At 67.6% G+C, this 25,312-nt stretch carries 18 protein-coding genes; 10 read left to right on the top strand and 8 right to left on the bottom strand.

The genetic code is table 11. The annotated features are described in order from the left end of the window. Positions 1–53: 53 nt before the first annotated feature. From LCM32_RS17765 to LCM32_RS17750, 4 genes are all read right to left on the bottom strand, one after another. Positions 54–2,270, bottom strand: coding sequence for a cellulose biosynthesis cyclic di-GMP-binding regulatory protein BcsB (locus LCM32_RS17765; RefSeq protein WP_224822436.1), 2,217 nt, complete (start codon positions 2,268–2,270; stop codon positions 54–56). 4 nt (positions 2,271–2,274) lie between these two features. Then, complete coding sequence (bcsA, locus tag LCM32_RS17760; RefSeq protein WP_224822435.1) at positions 2,275–4,656, bottom strand: UDP-forming cellulose synthase catalytic subunit; 2,382 nt, start codon at positions 4,654–4,656, stop codon at positions 2,275–2,277. Further along, on the bottom strand, positions 4,653–5,333 hold the full coding sequence (locus LCM32_RS17755) for a hypothetical protein (RefSeq protein WP_224822434.1): 681 nt from the start codon (positions 5,331–5,333) through the stop codon (positions 4,653–4,655). The genes bcsA and LCM32_RS17755 overlap by 4 nt, the downstream gene beginning before the upstream one ends. Before the next feature lie 788 nt (positions 5,334–6,121). Further along, entirely contained in the window at positions 6,122–6,550 is a 429-nt protein-coding gene (locus LCM32_RS17750) for a MarR family winged helix-turn-helix transcriptional regulator (RefSeq protein ID WP_224822433.1), read from the bottom strand. A gap of 115 nt (positions 6,551–6,665) precedes the next feature. Between LCM32_RS17750 and LCM32_RS17745 the strand changes: the two genes are divergently transcribed. From LCM32_RS17745 to LCM32_RS17725, 5 genes are read left to right on the top strand one after another with little or no spacing between them, the layout of a single operon-like run. Beyond that, a complete protein-coding gene (locus LCM32_RS17745; protein WP_224822432.1) occupies positions 6,666–7,490 on the top strand; it encodes an FAD binding domain-containing protein in 825 nt (274 codons plus the stop codon). After that, positions 7,487–10,240, top strand: coding sequence for a molybdopterin-dependent oxidoreductase (locus LCM32_RS17740; RefSeq protein ID WP_224822431.1), 2,754 nt, complete (start codon positions 7,487–7,489; stop codon positions 10,238–10,240). Before LCM32_RS17745 ends, LCM32_RS17740 begins: the two co-directional genes overlap by 4 nt. Then, the gene (locus tag LCM32_RS17735) at positions 10,237–11,697 is read left to right on the top strand and encodes a 6-hydroxynicotinate reductase (RefSeq protein ID WP_224822430.1); all 1,461 of its coding nucleotides are present in this window, start codon (positions 10,237–10,239) and stop codon (positions 11,695–11,697) included. Before LCM32_RS17740 ends, LCM32_RS17735 begins: the two co-directional genes overlap by 4 nt. Then, positions 11,694–12,527 carry a UPF0280 family protein gene (locus tag LCM32_RS17730; protein ID WP_224822429.1) on the top strand — a complete coding sequence of 278 codons (834 nt, stop codon included), beginning with the start codon at positions 11,694–11,696 and terminating at the stop codon, positions 12,525–12,527. Before LCM32_RS17735 ends, LCM32_RS17730 begins: the two co-directional genes overlap by 4 nt. Beyond that, the gene (locus LCM32_RS17725) at positions 12,520–13,101 is read left to right on the top strand and encodes an amino acid synthesis family protein (RefSeq protein ID WP_224822428.1); all 582 of its coding nucleotides are present in this window, start codon (positions 12,520–12,522) and stop codon (positions 13,099–13,101) included. The genes LCM32_RS17730 and LCM32_RS17725 overlap by 8 nt, the downstream gene beginning before the upstream one ends. A gap of 247 nt (positions 13,102–13,348) precedes the next feature. On the opposite strand, the gene LCM32_RS17720 is transcribed toward LCM32_RS17725, so the two are convergent. Beyond that, positions 13,349–14,392 carry a ketopantoate reductase family protein gene (locus tag LCM32_RS17720; protein ID WP_224822427.1) on the bottom strand — a complete coding sequence of 348 codons (1,044 nt, stop codon included), beginning with the start codon at positions 14,390–14,392 and terminating at the stop codon, positions 13,349–13,351. 374 nt (positions 14,393–14,766) lie between these two features. Here LCM32_RS17720 and LCM32_RS17715 point away from each other — a divergent pair, with 374 nt between their 5' ends. Both LCM32_RS17715 and LCM32_RS17710 read left to right on the top strand, forming a co-directional pair. Continuing rightward, positions 14,767–16,941: an anthranilate synthase gene (locus LCM32_RS17715; RefSeq protein WP_224822426.1), complete on the top strand. Its 2,175-nt coding sequence runs from the start codon at positions 14,767–14,769 to the stop codon at positions 16,939–16,941. A gap of 438 nt (positions 16,942–17,379) precedes the next feature. Continuing rightward, the gene (locus LCM32_RS17710) at positions 17,380–17,673 is read left to right on the top strand and encodes an H-NS family nucleoid-associated regulatory protein (RefSeq protein WP_224822425.1); all 294 of its coding nucleotides are present in this window, start codon (positions 17,380–17,382) and stop codon (positions 17,671–17,673) included. A gap of 111 nt (positions 17,674–17,784) precedes the next feature. Here the strand turns inward: LCM32_RS17710 and LCM32_RS17705 are convergent, their stop codons facing one another. After that, positions 17,785–19,125: an alpha-D-ribose 1-methylphosphonate 5-triphosphate diphosphatase gene (locus tag LCM32_RS17705; protein WP_318246201.1), complete on the bottom strand. Its 1,341-nt coding sequence runs from the start codon at positions 19,123–19,125 to the stop codon at positions 17,785–17,787. A 101-nt stretch (positions 19,126–19,226) separates the two neighbouring features. Here LCM32_RS17705 and LCM32_RS17700 point away from each other — a divergent pair, with 101 nt between their 5' ends. Together LCM32_RS17700 and preA are read left to right on the top strand one after the other, a co-directional pair. Then, positions 19,227–20,561, top strand: coding sequence for an NAD(P)-dependent oxidoreductase (locus LCM32_RS17700; protein ID WP_224822423.1), 1,335 nt, complete (start codon positions 19,227–19,229; stop codon positions 20,559–20,561). Between the two features lie 71 nt (positions 20,562–20,632). Then, entirely contained in the window at positions 20,633–21,937 is a 1,305-nt protein-coding gene (preA, locus tag LCM32_RS17695) for an NAD-dependent dihydropyrimidine dehydrogenase subunit PreA (protein WP_224822422.1), read from the top strand. A 211-nt stretch (positions 21,938–22,148) separates the two neighbouring features. On the opposite strand, the gene LCM32_RS17690 is transcribed toward preA, so the two are convergent. After that, a complete protein-coding gene (locus LCM32_RS17690; protein WP_224822421.1) occupies positions 22,149–23,363 on the bottom strand; it encodes a DegT/DnrJ/EryC1/StrS family aminotransferase in 1,215 nt (404 codons plus the stop codon). A 268-nt stretch (positions 23,364–23,631) separates the two neighbouring features. Between LCM32_RS17690 and LCM32_RS17685 the strand changes: the two genes are divergently transcribed. Further along, complete coding sequence (locus tag LCM32_RS17685) at positions 23,632–24,420, top strand: inositol monophosphatase family protein (protein ID WP_224822420.1); 789 nt, start codon at positions 23,632–23,634, stop codon at positions 24,418–24,420. 66 nt (positions 24,421–24,486) lie between these two features. Here the strand turns inward: LCM32_RS17685 and LCM32_RS17680 are convergent, their stop codons facing one another. Continuing rightward, positions 24,487–25,233 carry a rhomboid family intramembrane serine protease gene (locus tag LCM32_RS17680; protein ID WP_224822419.1) on the bottom strand — a complete coding sequence of 249 codons (747 nt, stop codon included), beginning with the start codon at positions 25,231–25,233 and terminating at the stop codon, positions 24,487–24,489. Positions 25,234–25,312 lie beyond the last annotated feature (79 nt).

The following is a 25,312-nucleotide window of genomic DNA, read 5'->3' as shown; positions in this document are numbered from 1 at the left end:
GAGGGCGGCGCTGCCGCTGAGGGCGGCGAGGCGGGACAGAAAGGCGCGGCGCTTCATTTTTTCCCCCGGCGGCTGGCGATCATGTAGCCCAAAGCGACGACCGCCGCGATCAGCGTGAAGAAGAAGATCGGCACAAGGAAGCCGCCCGGCGTCAGCGAGGCATAATTGCCCGCCACGCTGCGGGCGTTGCGCCAGGTGATCGGTTCATGCAGCCGCAGGGGCAGGGTGGAGGCCCGCCAGCTCTGCCAGCCGGTGTCGGCGGAGAAGAGCGACAGCTGACCGCCCGGGCCTTCCAGCGACTGCCGCATGGAGATCAGCGAGGCCACGACCCGGTCGTCGGGCGCGTTGGGGCGCACGATCAGCCACAGGTCATCCGGGCGCTTCATGTCGGGTTGCAGGATCATCGCCTCGGCAGAGCGTCCGGCCATCCATGTGTTCAGTTCGGACTGCGGCCCGCGCCAGAGCGAGACCAGCTGCTGCTTGAACCGGCCCAGTGTCTCGATCGCCCGGTCGCGATCCGCGAAGGCCGCCCACCAGCGGCCGTTGTCGATCTCGGCCCAGGTGTCAATGTCGGCGGCCCGCGTGCTCGGCGTGTTCAGCATCGCCTCCTGCAGCACCGTGGCGTTGCCGTCGACGATGTTGCCCTCGAGTGTCGAGAGGTCGGCGGGCACGCCGATGGTCAGGGTCACCGGGCCCTGGCCCGTGGCCATCGAGGTATCCTCGTTCACGAAGACCGAGGCGACCTGCGGCAGCAGCCCGAGGGGCAGGGTTGCCTGTCCCGCCGCGCTGAACCGGATCTGATCGGGCGACAGCCCGTCGAGCACGCGGTCGATGCGCGGAACCGACATGCGCGGCGCCTCCGGCACGGAGAGCTGCGTGGTCTCGAAGACCTCGAAGATCGGATCCTCGCGGGGCACGCAGGCTTCGTCCGGGGGATCGCCCGGCACCAGCGCTTCGAAGGTCAGCCGGTTGGTGCCCGGCCCCAGCATGTTGACCGGGAAGGGCACCTGTAGGGTATCGACCCGCCGGCCCGCCTGTTCGGGGTCATCCAGCGGCAGCAGGCGCACGGTCTCGCCGTTGATCTTCACCAGCAGCAGCGCGCCCTCGGGCAGGTTGCGGGCAAAGGCGTAGTCGAGGCGCAGTTCCGCCCGTTCCTCGGACAGGAGCAGCCATTGCGGGGGCAGCCGGAAGGGCACTGTCTCGCGGATATAGCGCCCGCGTCCCACGAGCCGTTCGAAACCCAGATCGGAGAGCGATTGCGCCGTGCCGGGGGCGAGGTCCGGGGCGGTCCAGTCCAGCCCGCTTTCGCCAACCGCGTCGATCAGCAGTTTCTCGACCGCATCGGGATGCTCGGCGTTGGCCAGCAGCACGATGGCGCCATCCCCGCCACGGCGGAACTGCGGCAGGTCGCCGGCGCCGAAGTCATCCGGGAAGGCCGTCACCCGCGCCAGCTGCGGGCGGTCGTAGGCGACGGTGTAGAGGTCTTCGACCGCGATCTGCGGCGGCAGGCCCTCGAAGAGATGTTCGATATGGGCAATGAAGGCCGCGCCCTGCGCCAGATGGGATTCGGTCCCGGCGTTGTTCACGATGATCGGCTCGGACTGGCCGATCTGTGCCGAAACCGCCGCGAGGAACCCCAGCGGATCGGCCTGCAGCATGTCGGGCATGACCGTGACACCGCTGTCCGACAGCAGCACGTCGGTCCAGACCCCGAAGGAGGCCTCGGGGCTGCAGAAGACGCGGTGCACGTGGCGAGCCTTGAGCGTGATGACATTGCGCCCCGCCTTCAGCACCCCGGGCGGCACCGACAGCGCGTCGCTCCGGGCCCCGTCGAAGTTGTCGGGGGTGATCGATCCCACGGCGAGGCCGTTCACCGTCACGTCGATCTGCGAGCGTTCGGGCAGCACGTTGATCGAGCTGATGGTCGTCAGGTCCAGCTCCGCGCCGTCCACGCCCTCGGGCAGGAACATGAGGAACCGCGCGTCCGCGAACTGGCCCTGAATGCGGTGCGTGCCCGCGCCACCGGCCTGCGGCGTCAGCGGGCGCAGCGGCAGGCGGATCGGCTCGGCCTCGGCCGGAGTGGCCTCGTCGGCGGTGGGCGTGCGCCATTGCATCACCGGCAGGCCCGAGGGGGCAGACGGCGGGGCGACTTCTGGCTCAACCGGGGCCGCCTCGCTGTCGTTGAGGAGGATCTGCTGCGCGGGCAGACGCTCGGGCGCGGCGATCTGCAGCGCGGCAAGCAGGGTGATACCGGCAAGGGGCTTCTTCATGACGTCACTCCTCCACCGTCAGGTATTCCGACGGCTTGACCGGCTGGGGCCGTGCCTGCGCCGCGGCGGCCGCGGTGGGGCGGCGCTCCTCCGAGGAGGCCATGAAGGCGGTATCCGGGTTGTAGACATCGTCCTCGATGCTGCGTTCGCGGCGGGTCGGCTCGCGCAGGAAGTCGAAGAGGGTCTTGGGCAGCGACATGAGGCTCTGGCCCAGCACGTAGATCACGCCGCCCAGCAGGGTGCTGCTCTGGGGCTGCACCTTGCGGAAGAAGTGCCACCGCAGGCTGTCGCCATAGACCACATGGGCGGTCAGGCGGCTGGCGGCGACCATTTCTTCCGGCGCGACGGCCAGTTCCACGTGGGTGCCGCTGGGATCGGCATGGACAGAGCGCACGCTGACCGTAAGCGGTGCCTCGAGGTCCGGTGCCTTGGGCAGCGAGGCCGTCAGCACGGCCTTGATGCCCGTGGCGGCGCCTTCGCGCAGGCTGCGTTCGCGCTGCGAGCTGACGTGGGGCGGCAGTTTCAGGACGATCTGGCGCGGGCTGGCGGAGACGATCGTGGCGTCCAGTTCGGGGCGCTCTTCCTCGTCGCCGAGGGTGGTCTTTTCCCAGCTCAGATGGGCCGGCGCCGCCGCGGCCGTGCGCGGACGCACCAGACGGGAGGGGCGTTCGAAGACGGCACGCAGCGCATAGGCCGCCAGCAGGAAGTTGTAGAGGTTCCACGCGCCCACGATCTCCACCACGACCCGGTCACCGGGGAAGGCGATCCAGCGGAAGACAGCGGCGGCAAGGCCCGCCACCAGCAGCGCCACCAGCGCCGTCAGCGGGCCGAAGATCGGCGACAGGAAGGCGTTGTCGACGCTGTCGTCCTTGGCGGTCACCTTGAAGGTCGCGCCGCGCGGGCGCAGCATGGTCGAGAAGACGGCCTTCAGCAGGTAGGGGGTCTGGGCGATCTCGTAGGTTTCCGAGATCTGCGGCCAGCGGACCCCGCCGAAAAGCGCGTTCTGCACCATCATGCCAACCAGCAGGTAGGGCACGATATAGGCCATGACCTCCTGCGTGGAGACGACGAAGATCTCGAGCCCGAAGAAGAGGTAGAGCAGGGGGCTCAGCAGGAAGATGATGCGGATCACAGGGAAGAGCCAGAAGCTCATCGAGTTGAGGTAGCACATCCGCTGCATGAACGAGAGCCCGGGCCGGAACAGCGGGTTCTTGAGGATCAGCATCTGGATCATGCCGGTGGCCCAGCGTCCGCGCTGCTGGATGAAGGAGGCGAAGGTCTCGGGCTGGAGACCGGCCACCATGGCGTGATCGAGGTACATGCTCTCCCAGCCGCGCGAATGGATGTCCAGCGCGGTCTCGGCGTCCTCGGTGATCGTCTCGCCCGAGATGCCGCCGACTTCGTCAAGCGCCTGACGCCGCAGGATCGCGGCCGATCCGCAGAAGAAGGCGCCCCCCAGACGGTCCAGCCCGCGGTGGATCTGGGAATAGAACATCTCGTTCTCGGACGGGGCAGTTTCCGGCAGGCGGAGGTTGCGCTCGATCGGGTCCCGGTTGGTGAAGAAGTGCGGCGTCTGCACGAGGAACAGCTTGGGGTTCTCCGCGAAATAGCCCACCGTCCGGGTCAGGATGTCCCGCGTCGGCACGTGGTCGGCGTCCAGCACCAGCACGAGGTCGCCGTGGAGCTTCTCCATCGCGGCGTTGAGGTTGCCCGCCTTGGCGTGTTCGTTGCGCTCCCGCGTCGTGTAGACCACGCCGAGATCGGCGCAGAGCTTCTGCAGCGTCGCCCGCCGCAGGCGCGAGGCCTCGCGCAGCGCCGGGTCCGTGCTGTTGCAGCGTTGCTCGGTCCCGCCGTCATCGCAAAGGACGACGGTCTTCTTGCCCTCGGGGTAGGACACCTGCTTGGCCGCTTCGAGCGTCACCGCCAGAAGCTCCGGGCTTTCGTCGTAGCTGGGCACGAGGATATCGACCGTCGGCACATCCTCCAGCCGCACCGGGGCGGGCTTGGGGTGGTCGATGGGATCGGCCGAGATCAGCGCGGTCAGGAAGAACACCCCGACGGTGAAGGTCTCGGCGGCAAAGAGCACCAGCGCGGCGCCCAGAGACACGGGATCCTCGGCCGAGGGCAGGGTCTCGAAAAGGCGCCACAGCCAGTAGCGCAGCACGAAGGTGCCCGCGACCGACAGCACGACGAAGCGTACGATCATGTTGGAATGCACCGCCGGCTTCAGCAGGTAGATGACGCAGCAGGAGGCGAAGGCGACCAGACCCTGCGTGCCCACGGAGGTGGGCACGGAGGCGAGGAACACGACCGGGACCAGCGCAACGATCCACAGCAGGAACATCAACGGGGCGCCGAGCGCGGAGAGCAGACGCCCGCCGCTCATGGCAGCGGTCCGGCCAGCGGCGAGAGCATCTGGGGCCGTTGCCCCAGCCCCACGCTCATGGCGGAATAGCCCGTGACCCCGGGCCCGATCGGTTCAAGCGCCTCTTCAACGGTACCGTAGACACAGTTGCGCAGAGCCATGTCCATTGCCATTGCCCCAAGGGGCACCGTGCGGTTGGTCCCGTCGAAGCGGCGGAAGGCCAGCACGCAGTTGAGGTTGGCGTTGTTGGTCCAGACGGCCCAGGTCAGCGTGCCGAGGGCATCCTGTTCCGACATCAGCGTGAGATCATCGAAGGAGGTGAAGGGGGCGGGCACCCCGCCCACGATCTTGAGCAATTCCACCGGCATGAAGCGGCTGACGTTCGCATAGCGCGTACCGTGGGCCTGCAGCAGGATCAGGTTCTCGCCCGGGATCGAGGTGCGGTTCGGCAGCGAGATCCGCTGTTCCGACACGTTCCGGAAGCGCCGTTCCAGCACAAGCTGAGCGGTCGGCGTCGCGACCCAGGCCTCGGAGCGGTTCTGCATCACGAAGGGCGTCTGGTCGAGCCGTTGCACGTACTCGCTGGGCGCGAGCGGGAAGGAATGACAGGCCGAAAGCGTGGCGATGCCGGTCAGGCCGATCGCAAATTTGAGAATACGCTTCGGGCTGAGTCTAATAGCGAAAATTCCGCGCAGCAATTTGGGTGCCCCTTGAGAGAGAAAAGAAGGCGATAACGAATTGAATCGTTAATTCGCATAGGGTCGGGGGCTTCGCAACGATCCCTTGCGATATCGGCGCCAAAACAGACAAGGTGTAGCGTTGTGCCGAGGATTTGGTCGCAACTCACCCTTGGAGTGCAATTCTGCGTCTCTTTCACACTCTATGGGTGAAGATTTGTCCGTCGCATTGCGCCTCAATTTTAATCTCTATTGTCAAAAGACATGTCGGCGGCGGAATGGATTTGGATCATATACCAAAGGCCGCGAGCGCCCTTCGCGCGCTGCCGCCGACCGAGAGCAGGTCTCGCTGTCGGAACTCGCGCGGAGATTCGGCTGCGCTGTCAGGCTTTTACCGGGACGCGCGGGGCCAGGGTGGCGGCCCTGTGGTGCTGGTGCAAACCTGCTGTCCGAATTGGTTTGAAAATGGCTCGGTGGTTGCCGTGATCGGGTTGCGCGGCCCGTATTCGTGAAGGGGATTCGAAATGGATCGCGGGGGAGGCCCCGGGGCCTTTGCGTCAGGCGTGGCCAAAGCTTGGCTGTGCGGCGCGCGAATTCTATTTCTGGTTCTGTTGATCGGAGGAAGGGAAAACATTCCGAAGGGCGCCATTGGCGGCGCTGTCCCGTGTGCTTGCCTAATTCTGGTGCAATGCGCCCCATCGGGCGGGCCGTCCGCGTCGCCGCATGTCAATTTGCAACGGCGGCCGAGGCACAGCCCAATGGGCCATGTCGGCCCCGGTGCGCCGGGGCCATGACACGGGAAACGGGCTTCAGGTGAGCTTGAGCAGCAGGTCGAGGAACTGGCTGCGTTCCTCCGCGGTCAGCGGTTCCAGCGTGTCCATCGTCACCCGGTGCGCCTTGGGGAAGGTCGCCTCGTAGAGCGCGCGGCCCTGCTCGGTGGGGGTCAGGTGGATGCGGCGCCGGTCATCGGGGTCGGGGGTGGAGACGAGCAGGCCCTTGGCGCGCAGTCGATCCGCCACGCCCTTGATCGTCGCGGCATCCATCGACGTCGCCCGGCCAAGCGCGTTCTGCGACGTGGGGCCCAGTTCGCAGAGCTTGGCAAGCGCCGCGAACTGGGTCGAGGTCAGCTGCGGGATATGCTGCGAGAAGATGGACAGGTGCCGCTGCGTCGCGCGGCGCAGCAGGTAGCCCACCTGGAGGTCGAGGCGGTAGTCGCCGGTCTCGTGCTCATTTTTCATCGCTTCTTTGTGGGAGTCCCCTGTTCCGCTGGCAAGGGCTGAAATGCATGATTGACAGGACTGGGGCGGGAGCGGCACGCTTCTGTTTGTGCACCAACAATAAAGGAGCCCTGCCGTGACTGCCTACCACAGGCCCGACACGCTGGATGCGGCGCTGCGGATCGCGGCCGATGGTGGCTGCGTCGTTGCGGCTGGCTGCACTGATCTCTTCCCGGCGCGTTCTGCGCAGGCCCTCGCGGGGCCGGTGCTGGACCTGACCGGCATCGCGGCGCTGAAGGGGATCACCCGCGACGCGGCGGGCTGGCGCATCGGGGCGGGCGCCTCCTGGGCCGAGATCGCGCGGGCCGATCTGCCGGCGGCCTTTGCCGGGCTGCAGGCGGCGGCGCGGGAGGTGGGATCGGTGCAGATCCAGACCTCGGGCACCATTGGCGGTAACCTCTGCAATGCCTCCCCCGCGGCGGACGGCCTGCCGCCGCTGTTGACGCTGGGGGCCTCGGTCGAAGTGGCGGGGACTGCGGGGCTGCGGGTGCTGGCGCTGCAGGATTTCGTGCTGGGACCGCGCCGGGTGGCGCTTGCCCCGGGCGAGATCCTGACGGCGGTGCTGATCCCCGAGGTACAGGGGCAGGGCCGTTTCCTGAAACTGGGCGCGCGCAAGTATCTGGTGATCTCCATCGTCATGGGCGCGGCGCGGATCGTGCTGGAGGACGGGCGCATCGCGCAGGCCGCCCTCGCCATGGGCGCGGCCTCGCCCGTCGCCCGGCGGCTGACGGCGCTGGAGACGGCGGTGACGGGCCTGCGCCCGGCAGAGGCGGCGGGCTTCGATCCGGCTCTGGTGACCGGGGCGCTGTCGCCGCTGAGCGATCCGCGCGCCGATGAGACCTATCGCAACGAGGCGGCCGTGACGCTGATGCGCCGCCTGATCGGGGAGGCGGGCCAATGACCTTGCCACGGATGAGCCTGCGCGTGAATGGCGCCGCCCGCGATGTCGAAGCCGCGCCGCTGACGCGGCTGTCGGACGTGCTGCGCGAGGATATCGGTCTGACCGGCACCAAGGTGGGCTGCGACGCGGGCGACTGCGGTGCCTGCACCGTCCTGCTGGATGGTGCGCCGGTCTGTGCCTGCTTGACGCCCTTGGGACAGGTGGCCGGGCGTGAGATCACCACGGTCGAGGGCCTATCCGAGGCCGAGGCGGGCCGCGCGCTGCAGGAAAGCTTCCTGCGCCACGGAGCCGCCCAATGCGGGATTTGCACACCGGGGATGCTGGTGGCGGCGACGGCCTTGCTGCGCGAGGTGCCGATGCCGAGCCGCGCACAGGCCGAGGCGGCGCTTGGCGGTGTGCTCTGCCGCTGCACGGGCTATGCGAAGATCATTGACGCCGTCTGTGACGCGCTGCCCGGCGGAGTGCCGGGGACGGCGGGCGAGACCCCGGCAGGGGCGCTTGTGCAGGCCCCCGCGCAGGGCCGGGCGGTCGGCGCGCGGATGCCGCGCCGCGATGGGGCGCCCAAGGTGGCGGGCACCGAGGTCTTCGGCGCCGATTACCGGATGGAGGGCGAGCTTTGGGTCCGGGCGATCCGCTCGCCCCATGCTGCTGCGGCCTTCGATCTCACCGCGCTGACCAGCTGGGCAAAGGCGCGGGGCCTCATGACCTTCACCGCCGCCGACCTGCCGGGGATCAACGCCCACGGGGTCATCCCGCCCTTCGCGGACCAGCCTGCTTTGGCCGAGCGCGAGGCGCGGTTCCGGGGCGAGGCGGTGGCGCTGCTGGCAGGCCCGCGCGACGTGCTGGAGCCGCTGGACCTGCGCACGGCGCCGGTGGTCTGGACCGAGCTTGAGGCCGTGCTCGACCCGGCTAAGGCCATCGGTGCACGTCCCGTGCAGGACCAGCGCCCCGACAACGTGCTGACCCGGGGCCGCGTGGCGCAGGGCGATGCGGAGGAGGGGCTGGCGCAGGCCACTCACCTTGCCGAGGTGGAAATCACCACCGCCTATGTCGAACACGCCTATATCGAGCCCGAGGCCGGGATCGCCTGGATGGAGGGTGATGTGCTGAACATCCGCGCCTCGACCCAGGCGCCGGTGATGGATCAGGAGGACGTGGCCAAGCTCCTCGCCCTGCCGCTGGAGAAGGTGCGCATCCGCCCCTCCGGCGTGGGCGGGGGCTTCGGCTCCAAGCTTGACGTGAACATCCAGCCGCTGATCGGCTTGGTGGCGCTGAAGACCGGCCGGCCCGCGCGGATGGTGCTGACCCGGGCGGAATCGCTGACCTCGTCCACCAAGCGGCACCCGGCCACCATGCGGGCGCGGATCGGCTGCGACGGGGAGGGCCGCCTGACGGGGATGGCCTTCGACGGGATTTTCAACACCGGGGCCTATGCCTCCTGGGGGCCGACGGTGGCGAACCGGGTGCCGGTCCATGCCTCCGGGCCTTACCGGACGCCGAACTACCGGGCCGAGACGGTGGCGGTGCATACCAACGGGCCGGTGTCCGGCGCCTTCCGGGGCTTCGGCGTGCCGCAGGCGGCGCTGGTGCAGGAAACGCTCTATGACATGCTGGCCGAAACGGCGGGGATCGACCGGCTGGCCTTCCGCCGGATCAACGCGCTGAAGGATGGCGAGCCGACGGTCTGCGGGCAAAAGCTGGGCGGCGTGGGCATCGGCGCTTGCCTTGAGGCGCTTGAGGCGCCGTGGCAGGCGGCGCTCGATCGGGCGGCGGCCATGGACACCGAGGGCGGGCGCCTGCGTCATGGCGTTGGCGTGGCCTCCTGCTGGTACGGCTGCGGGAACACCGCACTGCCCAACCCCTCGACCATGCGGCTGGGGCTGACGGCGCAGGGGCGGCTGGTGCTGCATCAGGGGGCGACGGACATCGGGCAGGGCTCCAACACCGTGATCCCGCAAATATGTGCCGATGCGCTCGGCCTGCCGATCGCGCAGCTGGAGACCATCGGCGCCGATACCGCGCTCACGCCGGATGGCGGCAAGACCTCTGCCTCGCGGCAGACCTATGTCTCGGGCAAGGCGGCGATGCTGGCGGGGCAGGCGCTGAGGGCGCAGATCCTCATGCGGGCGAACCGCGCCGAGGAGGCCGTGCTGACGCTGGAAGGATCGCGCCTGATCGTGCGGGATGCCGCTGGAGAGAGCGTCATCGACCTCGCGGAGCTGCCCGAGGAGGGTGATTACGTGCTGGTGGCTGAGGAGAGCTATGACCCGCCGACCGCGCCGCTGGATGAGAACGGGCAGGGCGTGCCCTATGCGGTCTATGGCTACGGCGCGCAGGTGGCGGAGGTGACGGTGGATGTCGAACTCGGCACCACCAAGGTCACCCGGATCACCGCCGCCCATGACCTTGGCCGGGTGGTGAACCCGCTGCTGGCGGAGGGCCAGATCGAGGGCGGGATCGCGCAGGGCCTCGGCATGGCGCTGATGGAGGAATACCTCCCCGGCCGCACCGAGAACCTGCACGATTACTTGATCCCCACCACCGGCGACATGCCGCAGATCGACCCGATCCTGATCGAGGTGCCCGACCCGGAGGGCCCGATGGGGGCCAAGGGGCTGGGGGAACATGTGCTGATCCCCACCGCGCCCGCGATCCTGAATGCCATCGCCCATGCCACCGGTGTGCGGGTCACCCGCACCCCCGTCCTGCCGCACCGCCTGCGGGCGGCTCTCAGAGAGGCCGGCCTATGAACTCCCCCGTGCAACCCGCTGCGAAATCAGAAAAAATCCGCTGTGATGCCTGCCCGGTCATGTGTTTCGTGGCCGAAGGCCGCACCGGCGCCTGCGACCGCTATGCCAACGAGGGCGGCAAGATCGTGCGCTGCGATCCGATCACCGTGCTGGACCGGCGGCTGGAGGCGGGCGGCGAGATCCGGCCCTTCCTGAAGGACGACTGGGACGGCAGCGTTCTGGCGGGCGATGACCTCTTCGTCTCGGCCGTGGGGGCGGGGACGACCTATCCCGACTTCAAGCCCGCGCCCTTCATCGTCTCGCGCGAGGTCGAGGGCGTGGACACGGTCACCGTGGTGACCGAGGCGATCTATTCCTACTGCGGCGTGAAGGTGAAGATCGACACCGACCGGCACCTTGGCCACGAGGGCGCGAAGGTGCGCGCCAAGGGCGAGGTCGTGGGGCTGGTCATCACCTCCGAATACGGCTCGCAGATGCTGTCGCTGGGCGGCGTGGACCACCTGACCGGCGGCTCCAAGTCCGAGGGCCGGGTGACCTGCGACACGCTCATGGCGCTGTGCAACCGCGAGGCGGTGGAACTGGAGATCGAAGACGGTGCCACGGTCGTCGTGCAGGCCGGGCAGCCGCCCATCGTCGATGGCAAGCGCGAGGAACGGATGCGGGTCGGCTGCGGCTCGGCCACCATCGGGATGTTCGCGGGTCACTGGCAGGGGCTGGTGGACGAGGTGGTGGTGGTCGATGACCACATCACCGGCGTCGTCAGCGAACATCAGGCAGGCAAGGTGATCGGCTGGCCCGACACCGGCATCCGCATCAACGGGCGGCGCTCGACGCCCGGACGGTATTTCCAGGTGGCCGAGCCGGGCCTCGGCTGGGGCGGGACCGATATCGAGGATCCGCTCTCGATCCTCGGCGAGTGGCGCGCAGCCAAGGGGGCCAAGGAGGGCATGACGCTGCTCATGGTCTCGACCACCGGCGAACATGCGGCAGCCTACCGGCTGGACGCGGAGCTGCGCCCGCAGCCGATGCCGATGTCTCCGGAGGTGCAGGAGACGGTGGACCTGATCGCCGAGAACTGCGAACCGGCGCTCTGCACGGTGATGTTCACCGGGGGCGCGGGGGGATCGCTGCGCTCGGGCGTGACGCGCAACCCGGTGCGGCTGACCCGCGCGGTACAGGGGCGGCGCGCCACGGTGACCGTGGGCGGGGCGGAATGTTTCGTCTGGCCCGGCGGCGGGATCACCCTGATGGCGGATGTGACGCAGATGCCCGCGCAGAGCTTTGGCTACGTGCCCACGCCCGCGCTGGTGGCCCCGCTGGAGTTCACCATGCCGCGGGCGGATTACGTGGCGCTCGGCGGGCATGAGGGCGCGATCCGGGCGCTGTCGGACGTGCTGGAAAACGGCGGCGAATACGGGGCCGAGTGGCGCGCCCTGCCGCGGGAAACCGGGCGGTGATCCAGTCCCGCCTCCTGCCCGACGGGGTGCGGCTGCACCTGAACCACGGGCCGATCGACCTGATCCTCTGGGCCGACGAGGCAGTGCGCGGGGCGGCCTATGCCGCTGCCGCAATGGCCTTCGACGGGCTGCTGGAGGACCTCGTGGCGGAACTGCCCGCCTTGCGGAGCGAGACCCCCGGCCCGCTGTGCCATCCTGTTGCGCAGGCGATGGAGCGGGCCGTGGCGCCCTTCCGGCCTGCCTTCGTCACGCCCATGGCGGCGGTGGCGGGCGCGGTGGCCGATCACGTGGCGGGGGCGATGGCGCGAACGGGGGCGCGGAAGGCCTGGGTCAACAACGGCGGCGACATCGCGCTGGTGCTGGGACCAGGGCAGGGCTTCTCTGCCGCGATGCTGGGCGGGACGGTCACGCTGACGGCGGCCGGGCCCTGGCGCGGGATCGCCACCTCGGGACGCGGCGGACGCTCCCATTCGCTGGGCATCGCCGATGCGGTGACCGTGGTGGCGCGCACGGCGGGGGAGGCCGATGCGGCGGCCACGATGATCGCCAACGCGGTGAACCTGCCCGGCCATCCGGCGATCCGCCGGGCGCCCGCTTGTGATCTTGCCCCCGACAGCGACCTTGGCACGCGGCTGGTGGTCACCGACCTCGGCCCGCTGGCGCCCGACGAGATCGACCGCGCCCTTGCGGCGGGGCGGGCACGGGCGCAGAGATATCTTGCACGCGGCCTGATCGGCGGCGCGCACCTGGCCCTTCGCGGGCAGAGCACGGCTGTGGGCGCGATGGCCCCGGGCGGCGCATTGGCACTGGAGGAGACGGAAGATGCCTGAATTCACCTTGCGCAAGACGATGATCTTTCTGGAAGACATCGCCCATGACGGCGGCCCCGCACCGGAGGTGCCGCGTCAGCGCGGTGCCATCGTGGCGCTCGTGAAGAACCCCTTCGCGGGGCAATACGTCGAGGACCTGACCAGCCACATGGACGCGCTGAAACCGCTGGGCCTGATGATGACCGACCGGCTGATCGCGGCCATGGGCGGGATCGAGGGCATCGATGGCTACGGCAAGGCCGCCATGTGCGGCGAGGCGGGCGAGCTGGAGCATACCGCGCTCTGGCATGTGCCGGGTGGCTATTCCATGCGCGAAAGGCTGGGCGAGGCGCTGGCCATCGTACCCTCCGCCATGAAGCAGGGCGGTCCGGGCACGCGGATCGACGTGCCGCTGGGGCATATCAACGCCGCCTATGTGCGCAGCCATTTCGACGCCATGGAAGTGGGGCTGCCGGACGGGCCGCGGGCGGATGAGCTGATGTTTGCCCTCGCCATGTCGCGCGGTGGGCGGGTCCATGCGCGGATGGGCGGGCTCGAGGTCTCGCAGATTGCCAAGATGGACGGGCTCCGCTGAGGCGGGCGGCCAAGAATTTTAAGGAAAATTCTTGGGAAAAGTCTTGTTTCAAGACTTTTCGGCGCGCCCGGTGAGCTAGGTGATCCGCTGCAGGGGCTGTGCCCGGCTGCGGCGGTCCCCGGAAAATTCGAATTTTCCGGACCGGACTTTTCGAAAAGTCCGGGGGGCTCTGCCCTCTTGCCCCGCGGGACGGGGCAATGCCCCCGGAGTACTTCAGGAAAGATGAAAGCCTCCGGGGGATATGGGGTCAGGCCGGGAAGCGGTCGCGTTCCACCGAGCGCAGGATCGCCGTGGCGAGCGAGAGGTTGGGCGTGGGGATGTCGAGCGCAGCTGCGACCGAGCAGGTGGCGGCGAAGATCGGTTCGATCTCCATCGGGCGGCCCTTTTCGAGGTCCTGCAGGGTCGAGGTCTTGAAGCCGCGGTTGCCCTTGGCCTTCTCGAGGCGCTGACGCGGCAGGGCCGGGTCGATGGTCACGCCCTGCGCGCCGGCAATGGCGATGATCTCGGTCATGATGCCTTCGACGAAGGAGGCGAGCACCGGGTCCTGCACGATCGAGGACATCGACGCGCGGCAGATCGCGGTGGTGGAGTTCATCGAGCAGTTGGCCAGCAGCTTGGTCCAGATCACCTCCTCGAAGGGTTCGGTCTCCTTCACGGTGACGCCGCCCTTGCGCAGCAGATCGGCGATCCGGGCCACGTCGCTGCGGTCCTGACCCGAAAGGCGCCCGAGTTCGAGGAAGCCCGGCAGTTCGACGTGGATCAGCCCGGGTTCGGGCACAGAGGCGCCCATGAAGGCCACGGCGCCGATGGCGCGCTCCGGCCCGATCAGCGACCAGAGCTTGCCCTCGGGGTCGACCTCGGTCGCGCCGCGATAGCCGCCGGGGGCGGAGGCGTCGGGCAGGGGATACCACCACGGCACACCGTTCACGATCGGCACGATGCGGCCATGGGGGGCGAGCAGGGCCGCGAGGGCCTCGGCCATGGCGGGCACCTGGTGGCCCTTCAGCGCAGTGATCACCACGTCCTGCGGCGGCAGGCCGGCAAGATCCTCGACCGCGGTCACGGGGATGGCCACGGGCGGGTCGATCTCGGGCGATGTCAGGCGCAGCCCCTCGGTCTGCATCGCGGCGAGATGCGGACCGCGCGCCACGAGCGTCAGCTGGCCCAGTTCGGGCAGGGTTCCGGCGGCGGCGGCCTGGGCGAGCGGCGCGGCGATGGCCCCGCCGATGGCGCCGACGCCCACGAAGCAGACGTTGAGCGGGCGGTCGGGAAGGGGGGGCAGATCTGTCATGAGGGGGCCTTTGCTTGCAGGAAGCCCAAGCCGGAGGGGCCGGGGCGATTTGCGCGCAGACTAGGCGGCAGGGGCGGGGGAGAGAAGGCCCCCGGACCGGTGGTGCGCGGCAAATCCGCCCCGGGCGTCAGGGGAGGTTTACAAAATGGGCGTTGCTTGCTAATGCCTTCGCCTGTCTGAACGCAGGAAAGTCTTGGCCATGCACGCGGCCCCCCTTGGACAGCGATGGCGGTGCCGGTGGAGCACCGGACGATGGCGTAGCCCCTCGTCCAACTGACATGCCGTCCCCCTGAGGGACCCACCGATGACAGGCGCCCCGAGGAATTATCCTGTACAGATCTCGCAGGCGCCACCCGTGAGACGAGACATATAAAATGACCGATCTGACCTTTGAAACCAAAGGCAAGGTGCGCGTGACGCGCCGCGAATTTCCCGCAACCTACATGGCCGACAGCGAAACGCTGATCGACCGGCTGGATGGCCAGCGGGGCGCGCTCTTCAGCTCCAACTACGAATATCCCGGCCGTTACACCCGGTGGGAGTTCGGCTTTGCCGAGCCGCCGCTGATGGTGGAAAGCCGTGGCCGCGCCTTGCGCCTGAAGGCGTTGAACGCCCGCGGTGAAGTGCTGATGCAGATCATCCGCCCGGCGCTGGAAGACCTCGCCGCGGTGGAGAGCATGAGCGGCGACGCCAAGGTGCTGGACCTGCAGATCCGCACACCTGAACGGCTCTACAACGAGGAAGAGCGCTCGCGCGCGCCCTCCGTCTTCTCGGTCCTGCGGGAGATCGTGGCGCTCTTCGCCACGGAAGAGGATGGCCACCTCGGGCTTTACGGCGCCTTCGGCTATGACCTCGCCTTCCAGTTCGAGCCGATCGAATACCATCTCGATCGTCCCGAGGATCAGCGCGACCTCGTGCTCTTCCTCGCCGATGACATCCTCGTCTCGGATCACTACTCGGCCCGGGCGCATCGCTATACCTACGATTTCGCGCAAGGTCCGCTGACCACCGAGGGCCTGTCGGGCGCAACCCCGGCCGAGCCTTTCACCCCCGGCCCGCAGGAGGTCCCGCGCGGCGACCACGTGCCCGGCGAATATGCCGAACTGGTGCGCGCCGCCAAGGCCAGCTTCCGCCGTGGCGACCTCTTCGAGGTGGTGCCCGGCCAGGTCTTCTACGAGCCCTGCAAGGACAGCCCCGCCGCGATCTTCCGCCGGTTGCAGAAGATCAACCCCGCGCCCTTCGGCTTCCTCATGAACCTCGGCGAGCAGGAATACCTTGTGGGTGCCAGCCCCGAGATGTTCGTGCGCGTCACCGGCCGCCGGGTCGAGACCTGCCCGATCTCGGGCACGATCAAGCGTGGCGCCGATGCGATCGAGGACAGCGAACAGATCCTCAAGCTGCTCCAGTCCAAGAAGGACGAGAGCGAGCTGACCATGTGTTCCGACGTGGACCGCAACGACAAGTCCCGCGTCTGCGAGCCGGGCTCTGTCCGGGTCATCGGGCGGCGCCAGATCGAGATGTATTCGCGCCTGATCCACACTGTCGACCATATCGAGGGGCGGCTGCGCGCGGGCATGGATGCCTTCGACGCCTTCCTGTCCCACGCCTGGGCCGTGACGGTGACCGGCGCACCGAAACTCTGGGCCATGCGCTTCATCGAGAAGCACGAGAAATCGACCCGGAAATGGTATGGTGGCGCCGTGGGCGCGATGCAGTTCAACGGCGACATGAACACCGGCCTGACCCTGCGGACGATCCGCATCAAGGACGGCATCGCCGAGGTGCGCGCCGGTGCGACGTTGCTGAACGACAGCGACCCCGAGGATGAAGAGGCAGAGACCGAATTGAAGGCAAGCGCCATGCGGGCCGCCGTGCGCGGCGATGTGCGGACCAACGAAGGGGCCGGCGACGGCACCCGCCTGCAGGTCGGGCAGGGGCGTCGCATCCTGCTGGTCGATCACGAGGACAGCTTCGTGCACACGCTGGCGAACTATTTCCGCCAGACCGGGGCCGAGGTGCTGACCACGCGCTCGCCCGTTGCGCCGGAGCTGGTGGATGACTTCGCCCCCGATCTCGTCGTGCTCTCCCCCGGTCCGGGCAACCCGTCGGACTTCGACTGCCGGGCGACCATCGACACGGCGCTGTCGCGCGACCTGCCGGTCTTCGGCGTCTGCCTCGGGCTTCAGGCCATCGGGGAATACTTCGGCGGCACGCTGGACCAACTGGGCGAGCCGGTGCACGGTAAGCCCTCGCGGATCACGGTACATGAGCCGGGCTGCGTCTTTGCCGATCTGCCTGAGCAGGTCACCGTCGGGCGCTACCACTCGCTGCATATCCGCCGCGAGAGCCTGCCCAACGACGTGACCGTGACGGCTTCCACCGCGGATGGCATCGTTATGGGGATCGAGCACCAGACGCTGCCCGTCGCCGCGGTGCAATTCCACCCGGAATCGATCATGTCCATGGGGCAGGATGCGGGCATCAAGCTGATCGAGAACGTGGTGTCGCGCCTCGGCAAGGGCACCGCCCGGAGAAGCGCCGCAGAGTAGGCGTTGACGCTTCGTAAAGATATGCGGGCGCAGATTGGAGCCAATCTGCGCCCGTCTTATTTTCGGCATACTCCCTAAAAGTTAATTAGCTTGGGAATTGTTGCGGTAATCATGCAATATCGATTTGATAACTTTTGACGCTGGTGCGCGTCAGGCCTATCTCATTCGTATAGGTCATTTCCCGGGAACTGCCGGGTTTTGCAATTCAGACTTGGAAATCGCGCAACTATTCGGAGAACGTGAAGCTATTTCCGGTGCTTGTCGGCCGTGACGAGCGGGTTTTCGCGACCTGTCACAATTGCGTTCATTGACTTCCAATTGCGCAAAATAATATTAATCCAGATGCTGTAAACCCGGCAATACACTCTAACCTTAACGCATACGACCGGGTGGGAAAGATAAGGAAACTGCAAGATGTCTGAGTTTGTACTGGAAGACATGTCCCTCGATCAGCTGAAGAAGCTGCAACGGGAAACGGACGCGGCAATCAAATCCTACCAGGACCGCGAGCGGAAAAAGGCGATCGCCGCGATTGAGGCCAAGGCACAGGAAATGGGCTTCAGCCTGTCGGAGCTGACCGGCGGCGCCGTCAAGAGCCGCAAGGTGAACCCGCCGAAATACCGCAATCCGCAAGATGCCACTCAAACCTGGAGCGGCCGTGGCCGTCAGCCGGGCTGGGTGAAAGAGATTCTGGCCAGCGAAGGCGATCTGGACGCCTGCCTGATCAGCTGAAACGAATGGGGCGCGGGGCCTCGAATGACATTCCCGCGCCACTGCCAGCACAAGTCTATCTCGACCGGATTGGGTCATCTGGCCGAGATAGACTGGCCTGCACACTTTCTCCTACGCAGATTGGCCGACGTAGACTTGGCGGCCTGACCGGAACATCCGTGTGACCGCGGGCGTGGCTGGCCCCTGCGCCGCCTCCGGCCAATCCACCAGAATGAGGTCGGCCCGCAGCCCCTGCGCGATCTGGCCCCGGTCCGACAGGCCCATCGCCGTCGCGGGGCCCGAGGTGACCAGCTTCCACAATTGCGCCAACGGAGCCCGCTTTTCGTGGTGCAGCCGCGCCACCGCCGCCAGCATGGCGGGATAGAAGTAATCCGAGGCGAGAATATCGCAGAGCCCGGCTTCGACCATCTCTGCCGCGCCCGGCGATCCGATATGGCTGCCGCCCCGCATGACATTGGGCGCGCCAAAGATCACGAGGTCGCCCGCCGCCTTGGCCGCCTTTGCGACATCCACCGACATGGGGAATTCAGAGATACGCGCCCCGATCCCGCGGAAGTAATTCCGGGTTTCGTGCTGGGTATCGTCGTGGCTCAGCATCGGGGCGCCGTGTTTGCGCGCCGTTTCGGCAATCGCCGCAATGCGCGCCGGTATCTCGGGCCGGGTGGCCCAGGTGCGTTTCATCAGATCGAGAAACGCCCCCTGATCGAGGCCCGAGCGTTTTGCCTTGGTGTCGATCCGGCCCAGCATTCGGGGATCGTCGGGATCGGCGACGACGAAGGCGGGGCTGAATTCGAAGGCGCGTTCCTGGATCGGAACCTCGAACCCGCGCATCGTCATTGAAAGGTGATCATTGAAGGCAAGCGAGGGCGTCAGAGGGCCTTCCAGCATCTCTTCGATCAGGGGCAGCGCGTCTTCGGCATAGGTTTCCCACCGCAATTGCACACGGTTCTCGGCAATCAGCCGGGGGGCCAGCCGATGCAGCGTCTCGATAAAGCGGCGCCCCGCCGTGACGGCCCGCAATCCCGGTTCCCAGCTCAGCGTCAGCGCGTGGTAGGCGGTGGCAATGCCATTTCCCGCCAATTGCCGGTCGGTATCCAGAATGGCGGCGTCGACCGGGAAAAAGACATTGGGCCGGGGCATCAACTGCCGCTCGAAGGCATCGCCGTGCACGTCGATCATGGCCGGCGCCAGCATCTGTCCGCGCGCGTCCAGCACCGTCTCGGCCCGGGCGTCGCTGCCGATCTCTGCAATGCGGCCCTCTTCCAGCGTGACAGAGGTCTCCTCGATGCCGTCGGGCAGAACGACCTGCGCGCCTTCGATCCGGATGCTCATGGGCTTCTCCTGCCTTGTGTCGCGGGGGTGAGAAGGCGTGCGGCGGCGCGGGGAGTCAATCGCAGCCCCGGCGCGGACACCCCCTTTGCCCGGATTTTCAGCAGTTCGGGCTGAAAGCACCGCTTCGACCTTCCGTCAAAAATTTACCATTTGATAAAATTTCGACCTGTGGCACGCTGATGCCAACGAAAACCAAGAAAAGCCACCAACGGGAGCCAACCATGACCCTGTCCCCCAAGACGCCCGGAATCGCTGCCGGCCGCCTCGGAGCCGAGGTGCTGGCCGAGAATTTCGGCGACCTGCATCCGCCGCTGGAACGCCACGAGGCCCATGTCGCCGCGGATCGCTGCTACTTCTGCCACGATGCGCCCTGCATGACGGCCTGTCCGACGTCGATCGACATTCCGCTCTTTATTCGCCAGATCGCGACCGGCACGCCCGAGGCGGCGGCCCGCACGATCCTGCAGCAGAACATCCTCGGCGGGATGTGCGCCCGCGTCTGCCCGACCGAGACGCTCTGCGAAGAGGCCTGCGTGCGCGAGACGGCAGAGGGCAAGCCGGTCGAGATCGGGCGGCTGCAACGCTATGCCACCGATACGCTGATGGCGAAGAACGACCATCCCTTCACCCGCGCGGCCCCCACGGGCAAGCGCATCGCGGTGGTGGGGGCGGGGCCCGCGGGCCTCTCCGCCGCGCACCGGCTGGCGATGAAGGGCCACGACGTGGTGCTCTACGATGCGCGCCCCAAGCCGGGCGGGCTGAACGAATTCGGCATCGCCTCCTACAAGGCGCCCGAGAATTTCGCGCAGGCCGAGGTCGACTGGCTGTTGCAGATTGGCGGGATCACCGTGGAGACCGGCCAGAAGCTGGGCGCGGGGCTGACGCTGGAGGGGCTGACGGCGGACTATGACGCGGTCTTCCTCGCCATCGGTCTGGCCGGCGTGAACGCCCTGCGCTGCGACGGCGAGGACCGGGAGGGTGTCGAGGACGCGGTGGATTTCATCGCCACCCTGCGCCAGTCCGACGACCTGTCCACCCTGCCCGTGGGGCGCGACGTGGTGGTGATCGGCGGCGGGATGACCGCCGTGGATGCCGCCGTGCAGTCCAAGCTGCTTGGGGCCGAAAACGTCACCATCGCCTATCGCCGCGACCGCGAGGCCATGGGTGCCTCCGACTTCGAGAAGGACCTCGCGGCCTCCAAGGGCGTGCGGCTGCTGACCGACGTGCGTCCGGTGGCGGTGCATGGCAACGGAAAGGCCGTCGAGATCGAGCTGGAGTACACCAAGACCGAGGATGGCGCCCTCGTGGGCACCGGCGAGACCTTCCGCCTGAAGGCCGATCAGGTCTTCAAGGCCATCGGCCAGACGCTGGAGGGCGCGCCCGAGGGGCTGGAGATCACCCGCGGCAAGATCACCGTCAGCGGGCCGGGGCGCACCACGCTGCCCGGTGTCTGGGCCGGCGGCGACTGTGCCCTTGGCGGCGAGGACCTGACCGTGACCGCCGTGGCCGAGGGGCGTGACGCCGCCGAGGACATCCATGCCACGCTGATGGGCTGACGGGCCTGCCAAAGCCAACAGAGGGGCGCCGCAAGACGCGCCTCCTTCAAGCAAACCAACGGGAGGCTGACATGGCCGATCTGACGACCGATTTTCTGGGCATCAAGAGCCCGAACCCCTTCTGGCTGGCCTCGGCGCCGCCGACCGACAAGGAATACAACGTCCGCCGCGCCTTCGAGGCGGGATGGGGCGGCGTGGTGTGGAAGACGCTGGGCTCGGAAGGGCCGCCGGTGGTGAACGTGAACGGGCCGCGATACGGTGCGATCTGGGGCGCGGACCGGCGCCTGCTGGGGCTCAACAACATCGAACTGATCACCGACCGCGATCTCTTCACGAACCTCGAGGAGATCACGCGGGTCAAGAAGGACTACCCTGACCGGGCGCTGATCGTCTCTATCATGGTGCCCTGCGACGAGGAGAGTTGGAAGGCGATCCTGCCGCTGGTGGAAGAGACCGGCGCCGACGGGATCGAGCTGAACTTCGGCTGTCCGCACGGGATGGCGGAGCGCGGCATGGGCTCGGCCGTGGGGCAGGTGCCCGAGTACATCCAGATGGTGACCGAGTGGTGCAAGAAGTACTACTCCAAGCCGGTGATCGTGAAGTTGACGCCGAACATCACCGACATCCGCAACCCCGCGCGGGCAGCCTTCGCGGGCGGGGCGGATGCGGTCTCGCTGATCAACACGATCAACTCGATCACCTCGGTGAACCTCGACGCCATGTCGCCCGAACCGATGATCGACGGCAAGGGCACCCACGGCGGCTACTGCGGCCCGGCGGTGAAGCCGATCGCCATGAACATGGTGGCCGAGATCGCCCGCGATCCCCAGACCCACGGGCTGCCGATCTCGGGCATCGGCGGGGTGACCACCTGGCGCGACGCGGCGGAGTTCATGGCGCTGGGGGCTGGCAACGTGCAGGTCTGCACCGCCGCCATGACCTATGGCTTCAAGGTCGTGCAGGAGATGATCTCGGGCCTCAGCCAGTGGATGGACGAGAAGGGCTATACCGCAACCTCCGACTTCATCGGCAAGGCGGTGCCCAATGTGACCGACTGGCAATACCTGAACCTGAACTACGTCACCAAGGCGCAGATCAGCCAGGACGACTGCATCAAGTGCGGCCGCTGCTACGCCGCCTGCGAGGACACCTCGCACCAGGCGATTGCCATGTCGGCGGACCGGACCTTCACCGTGAAGGACGAGGAATGCGTGGCCTGCAACCTCTGCGTCAACGTCTGCCCGGTGGAGAATTGCATCACCATGGTGGAGATGGCGCAGGGCGCTGTGGATCCGCGCACGGGCCGCGAAGTGGGGGATTACGCCAACTGGACGACCCACCCGAACAACCCCTCCGCCAATCTCGCCGCGGAGTGAGCCGGGTCTGACCGGGCGGAGGCGCTGACGCGCCACTCGATACCTGCGGCCCGGTCCCCGGGCCGCGTTGGGCCCCCTGCGGGGGCCGGCCTCCGGCGGGGATATTTGCGGCAAGAAAATGCACAGGGCGCGCCTCCCGTCGGTGGCGCGCCCTGTCTCATTTTCTTGCCCGAAGTATCCCGGGGTCCGGGGCTGCGCCCCGGGTCTTGCCTCAGGTCCCGTAGGCGAGGGTTTCGCCCATCACGTCTTCTGCCGCGCCGATCAGGGCGCCGGCGATCAGGTCGAGTTCGGGCCGGGTCAGCCGGGCGGGCAGGCGGGTGTCGCAGGCCTTCATCAGCATGGCGCGGGTCTGGGGCAGTTCGGGCGTCTCGCCGAGGAACTGCCAGTTCCAGAAGGCCCGGGCATTGTCGGTGGAGAGGCCGAAGACCTGCACCTTCACGCCGCGCGCCTCTGCCGCCTTGGCGAAGGCGCGGGTCTGCGCCTCGTCGAGGCCCTTGAGGTTGAACTGCAGGCTGTCGGGGGCGCGGTCCTCGGGGGCGAGTTTCGCGGGCACCTCGATCCAGGGCGAGCTTTCCAGCAGGCCGGCCACGTAGTCGTGGTTGCTGCGCCCGTCGCGCACCCGGCGGGGCACTTCCCCCAGCTGCGGGCGGATGATGGCGGCGGCGAGGTTGGAGAGGCGCAGGTTGTAGAGCGGCAGGCGGTTCTGCCATTTGGCAAAGGCCTGTTCGAGGTCGGCGGTGTTCTCGCCGCGCGGGCCCTTGTGCTTGCGCCAGTTGTGCTCGTAGGCGCCGGACATGATCACGGCGCGGGCCAGCACCTCGGCGTCGTCGGTGATCAGGATGCCGCCTTCGCCGGAGTTCACCAGCTTGTAGGACTGGAAGGAGAAGCAGCCGATCCGGCCGATGGTGCCGATGTTCCGGCCGTGCCAGGTGGTGCCGAGGCTGTGGGCCGCGTCCTCGATCACGGGGATGCCGCGTTCGGTGCAGAGCGCCATGATCGCGTCCATGTCCGAGGTGTGGCCGCGCATATGGCTGATGATCACTGCCTCGACACTGTCCAGCTTGGCCTCGAAGTCGGCCATGTCGATGCGGTAGTTGTCGCCCACCTCGCAGAGCACCGGCACGCAGTTGGCGTGGACGATGGAGGAGGGAACGGCGGCAAAGGTGAAGGCGGGGATCATGACCTTTGCCCCGGGCTTCAGGTCGAGGGCCAGAAGCGACAGGAAGAGCGCCGCGGAGCAGGAGCTGACGGCGAGCGCGTATTTCGACCCCAGCATATCCGCGAACTCACGCTCCAGCAGGGCGACGGGCGCATCCTCGGGGGCGGTATAGCGGAAGAGGTCACCGGTCTGGAGCAGGCGCTCGATCTCGGCACGGGCGGCTTCGGGGATGGGCTCGGCGTCGTAGACGTTCGGCGGGAGAGTCATCTTTTCGGCTTTCCTGAAACTTCTTTTCGGAATTTCTAAACGAAACACTGCCTGATAAGAAATGAAAAATCCATGACGGCGCCATGACAAGCTGGTGACAAGGCACCGTCGGGCCACGGTTTTGCCGGGCCGGGGCGGGGCGACGCGCGGTGACGCTGCGTCCTTTCGGCATCCCTGCAGGGGACGCCGGGCGCGCAGAGGCACGCGCAAGGCTTGGCAAGCAGGGATACAGCGTCTATACGCGCGGCCTGATACAGGAGCCTTTCCCATGCCCGGCAGCGCAAATCTCAACATCATGCTCAAGGCCGCCCGCAAGGCGGGCCGCTCTCTCGTCAAGGATTTCCGCGAGGTGGAGAACCTCCAGGTCTCCATGAAAGGCGCGGGCGACTTCGTCAGCCGGGCCGACGTGGCGGCGCAGGAGATCCTCAAGGGCGAGTTGATGGGCGCGCGTCCGACCTATGGCTGGGTCGCCGAAGAGGGAAAGGAAACCATCGAGGGGCAGGACCCGACCCGGCGCTGGATCGTGGACCCGCTCGATGGCACGACGAACTTCCTGCACGGGCTGCCGCACTGGGCGATTTCCATCGCGCTGGAGCACAAGGGCCAGATCGTCGCCGGCGTGATCTACGACGCTGCCAAGGACGAGATGTTCTTTGCCGAAAAGGGCGAGGGCGCCTGGATGAACGAGAGCCGCCTGCGGGTGTCGGGCCGCGGCCGGATGATCGAGTCGATCTTCGCCACGGGCCTTCCCTTCGCCACCAGCCCCCATCTGCCGCGGTCGCTGCAGGATCTGGCCCGCGTGCTGCCCGCCTGTGCCGGTGTGCGCCGCTTCGGCTCTGCCGCGCTGGACATGGCCTATGTGGCCGCCGGTCGCTACGAGGGCTACTGGGAGCGTGGGCTGAATTCCTGGGATATCGCCGCGGGCATCGTCATCGTCCGCGAGGCCGGTGGCTTCGTCGAGGGGATCAACCCCGAGCATGACCCGCTGGCGGGGGATCTGGTCTGCGGCAACGAGGCGATCTTCAACAACTTCGCCAAGGTGATCCGGAACAGCTGATCCGGCTGCACCGTCGAGATGTCAGAAAACGCCCGGGCCGATGGTCCGGGCGTTTCTCTTTGCGCCTCACTTGCGCCGGCGGACCGCGGGCACCCGCGTGTGGCTCAGCTTGTAGGTCGCGGCGGGGTGGGGCGGCTGGCCGTGGGTCTGGTTCCAGAACGCCCGCCCGCCAAGCCGCCGGAAGGTCGGCAACGCCAGCAGAAGGCCCACGATAAACCCGCCGGAATGCGCCCAGTAGGCCACGCCGCCCATGGTGGCATCCGCCCCCACGCCGTTCAGCAGCTGCAGGGCGAACCACAGCCCCAGCATGATCCAGGCGGGCACCGGGAAGACCTTGAAGAAAACGATGAAGATGATGAGGATATCGACCCGCGCCTTGGGGTAGAGCAGCAGGTAGGCCCCCATGACGCCCGCGATGGCGCCCGAGGCGCCGACTACCGGCACGGTGGAATAGGGGGCCGAGACCAGCTGCACCAGCGCCGCCGCCACCCCGCAGGCGAGGTAGAAGGCGAGGTAGCGCAGCGGGCCCATCTCGTCCTCGAGGTTGTCGCCGAAGATCCACAGGAAGAGCATGTTGCCCGCAAGGTGCAGGAAGCCCCCGTGCAGGAACATGGAGGTGACGAGCGTGTGGTAGTCTTCGCCGCTCACGATATGCGCGGGGATCATCGCCCATTGGTCGAAGAAGGCCATCAGCGCGGCCTCGTCGGCGAAAAGCGTGAGGTAGCTCACGAAGACCAGCACATTGGCCGCGATGAGCAGGTAGGTCACGTAGGGCGTGCGCCCCGATGGATTATGGTCACGTAATGGAAACATGCCCCGACGCTCTGCGCAAAGCGCGCCAGCGTCAAGCGCGGCCTGCGGCCCGAAGGGCCCCCGCCTCGGGAAAGTGCCG

Source organism: Pseudooceanicola nanhaiensis, assembly GCF_020171315.1.
Classification (GTDB): domain Bacteria; phylum Pseudomonadota; class Alphaproteobacteria; order Rhodobacterales; family Rhodobacteraceae; genus Pseudooceanicola; species Pseudooceanicola nanhaiensis_A.
This window is presented reverse-complemented; position numbering and strand designations above follow the sequence as displayed.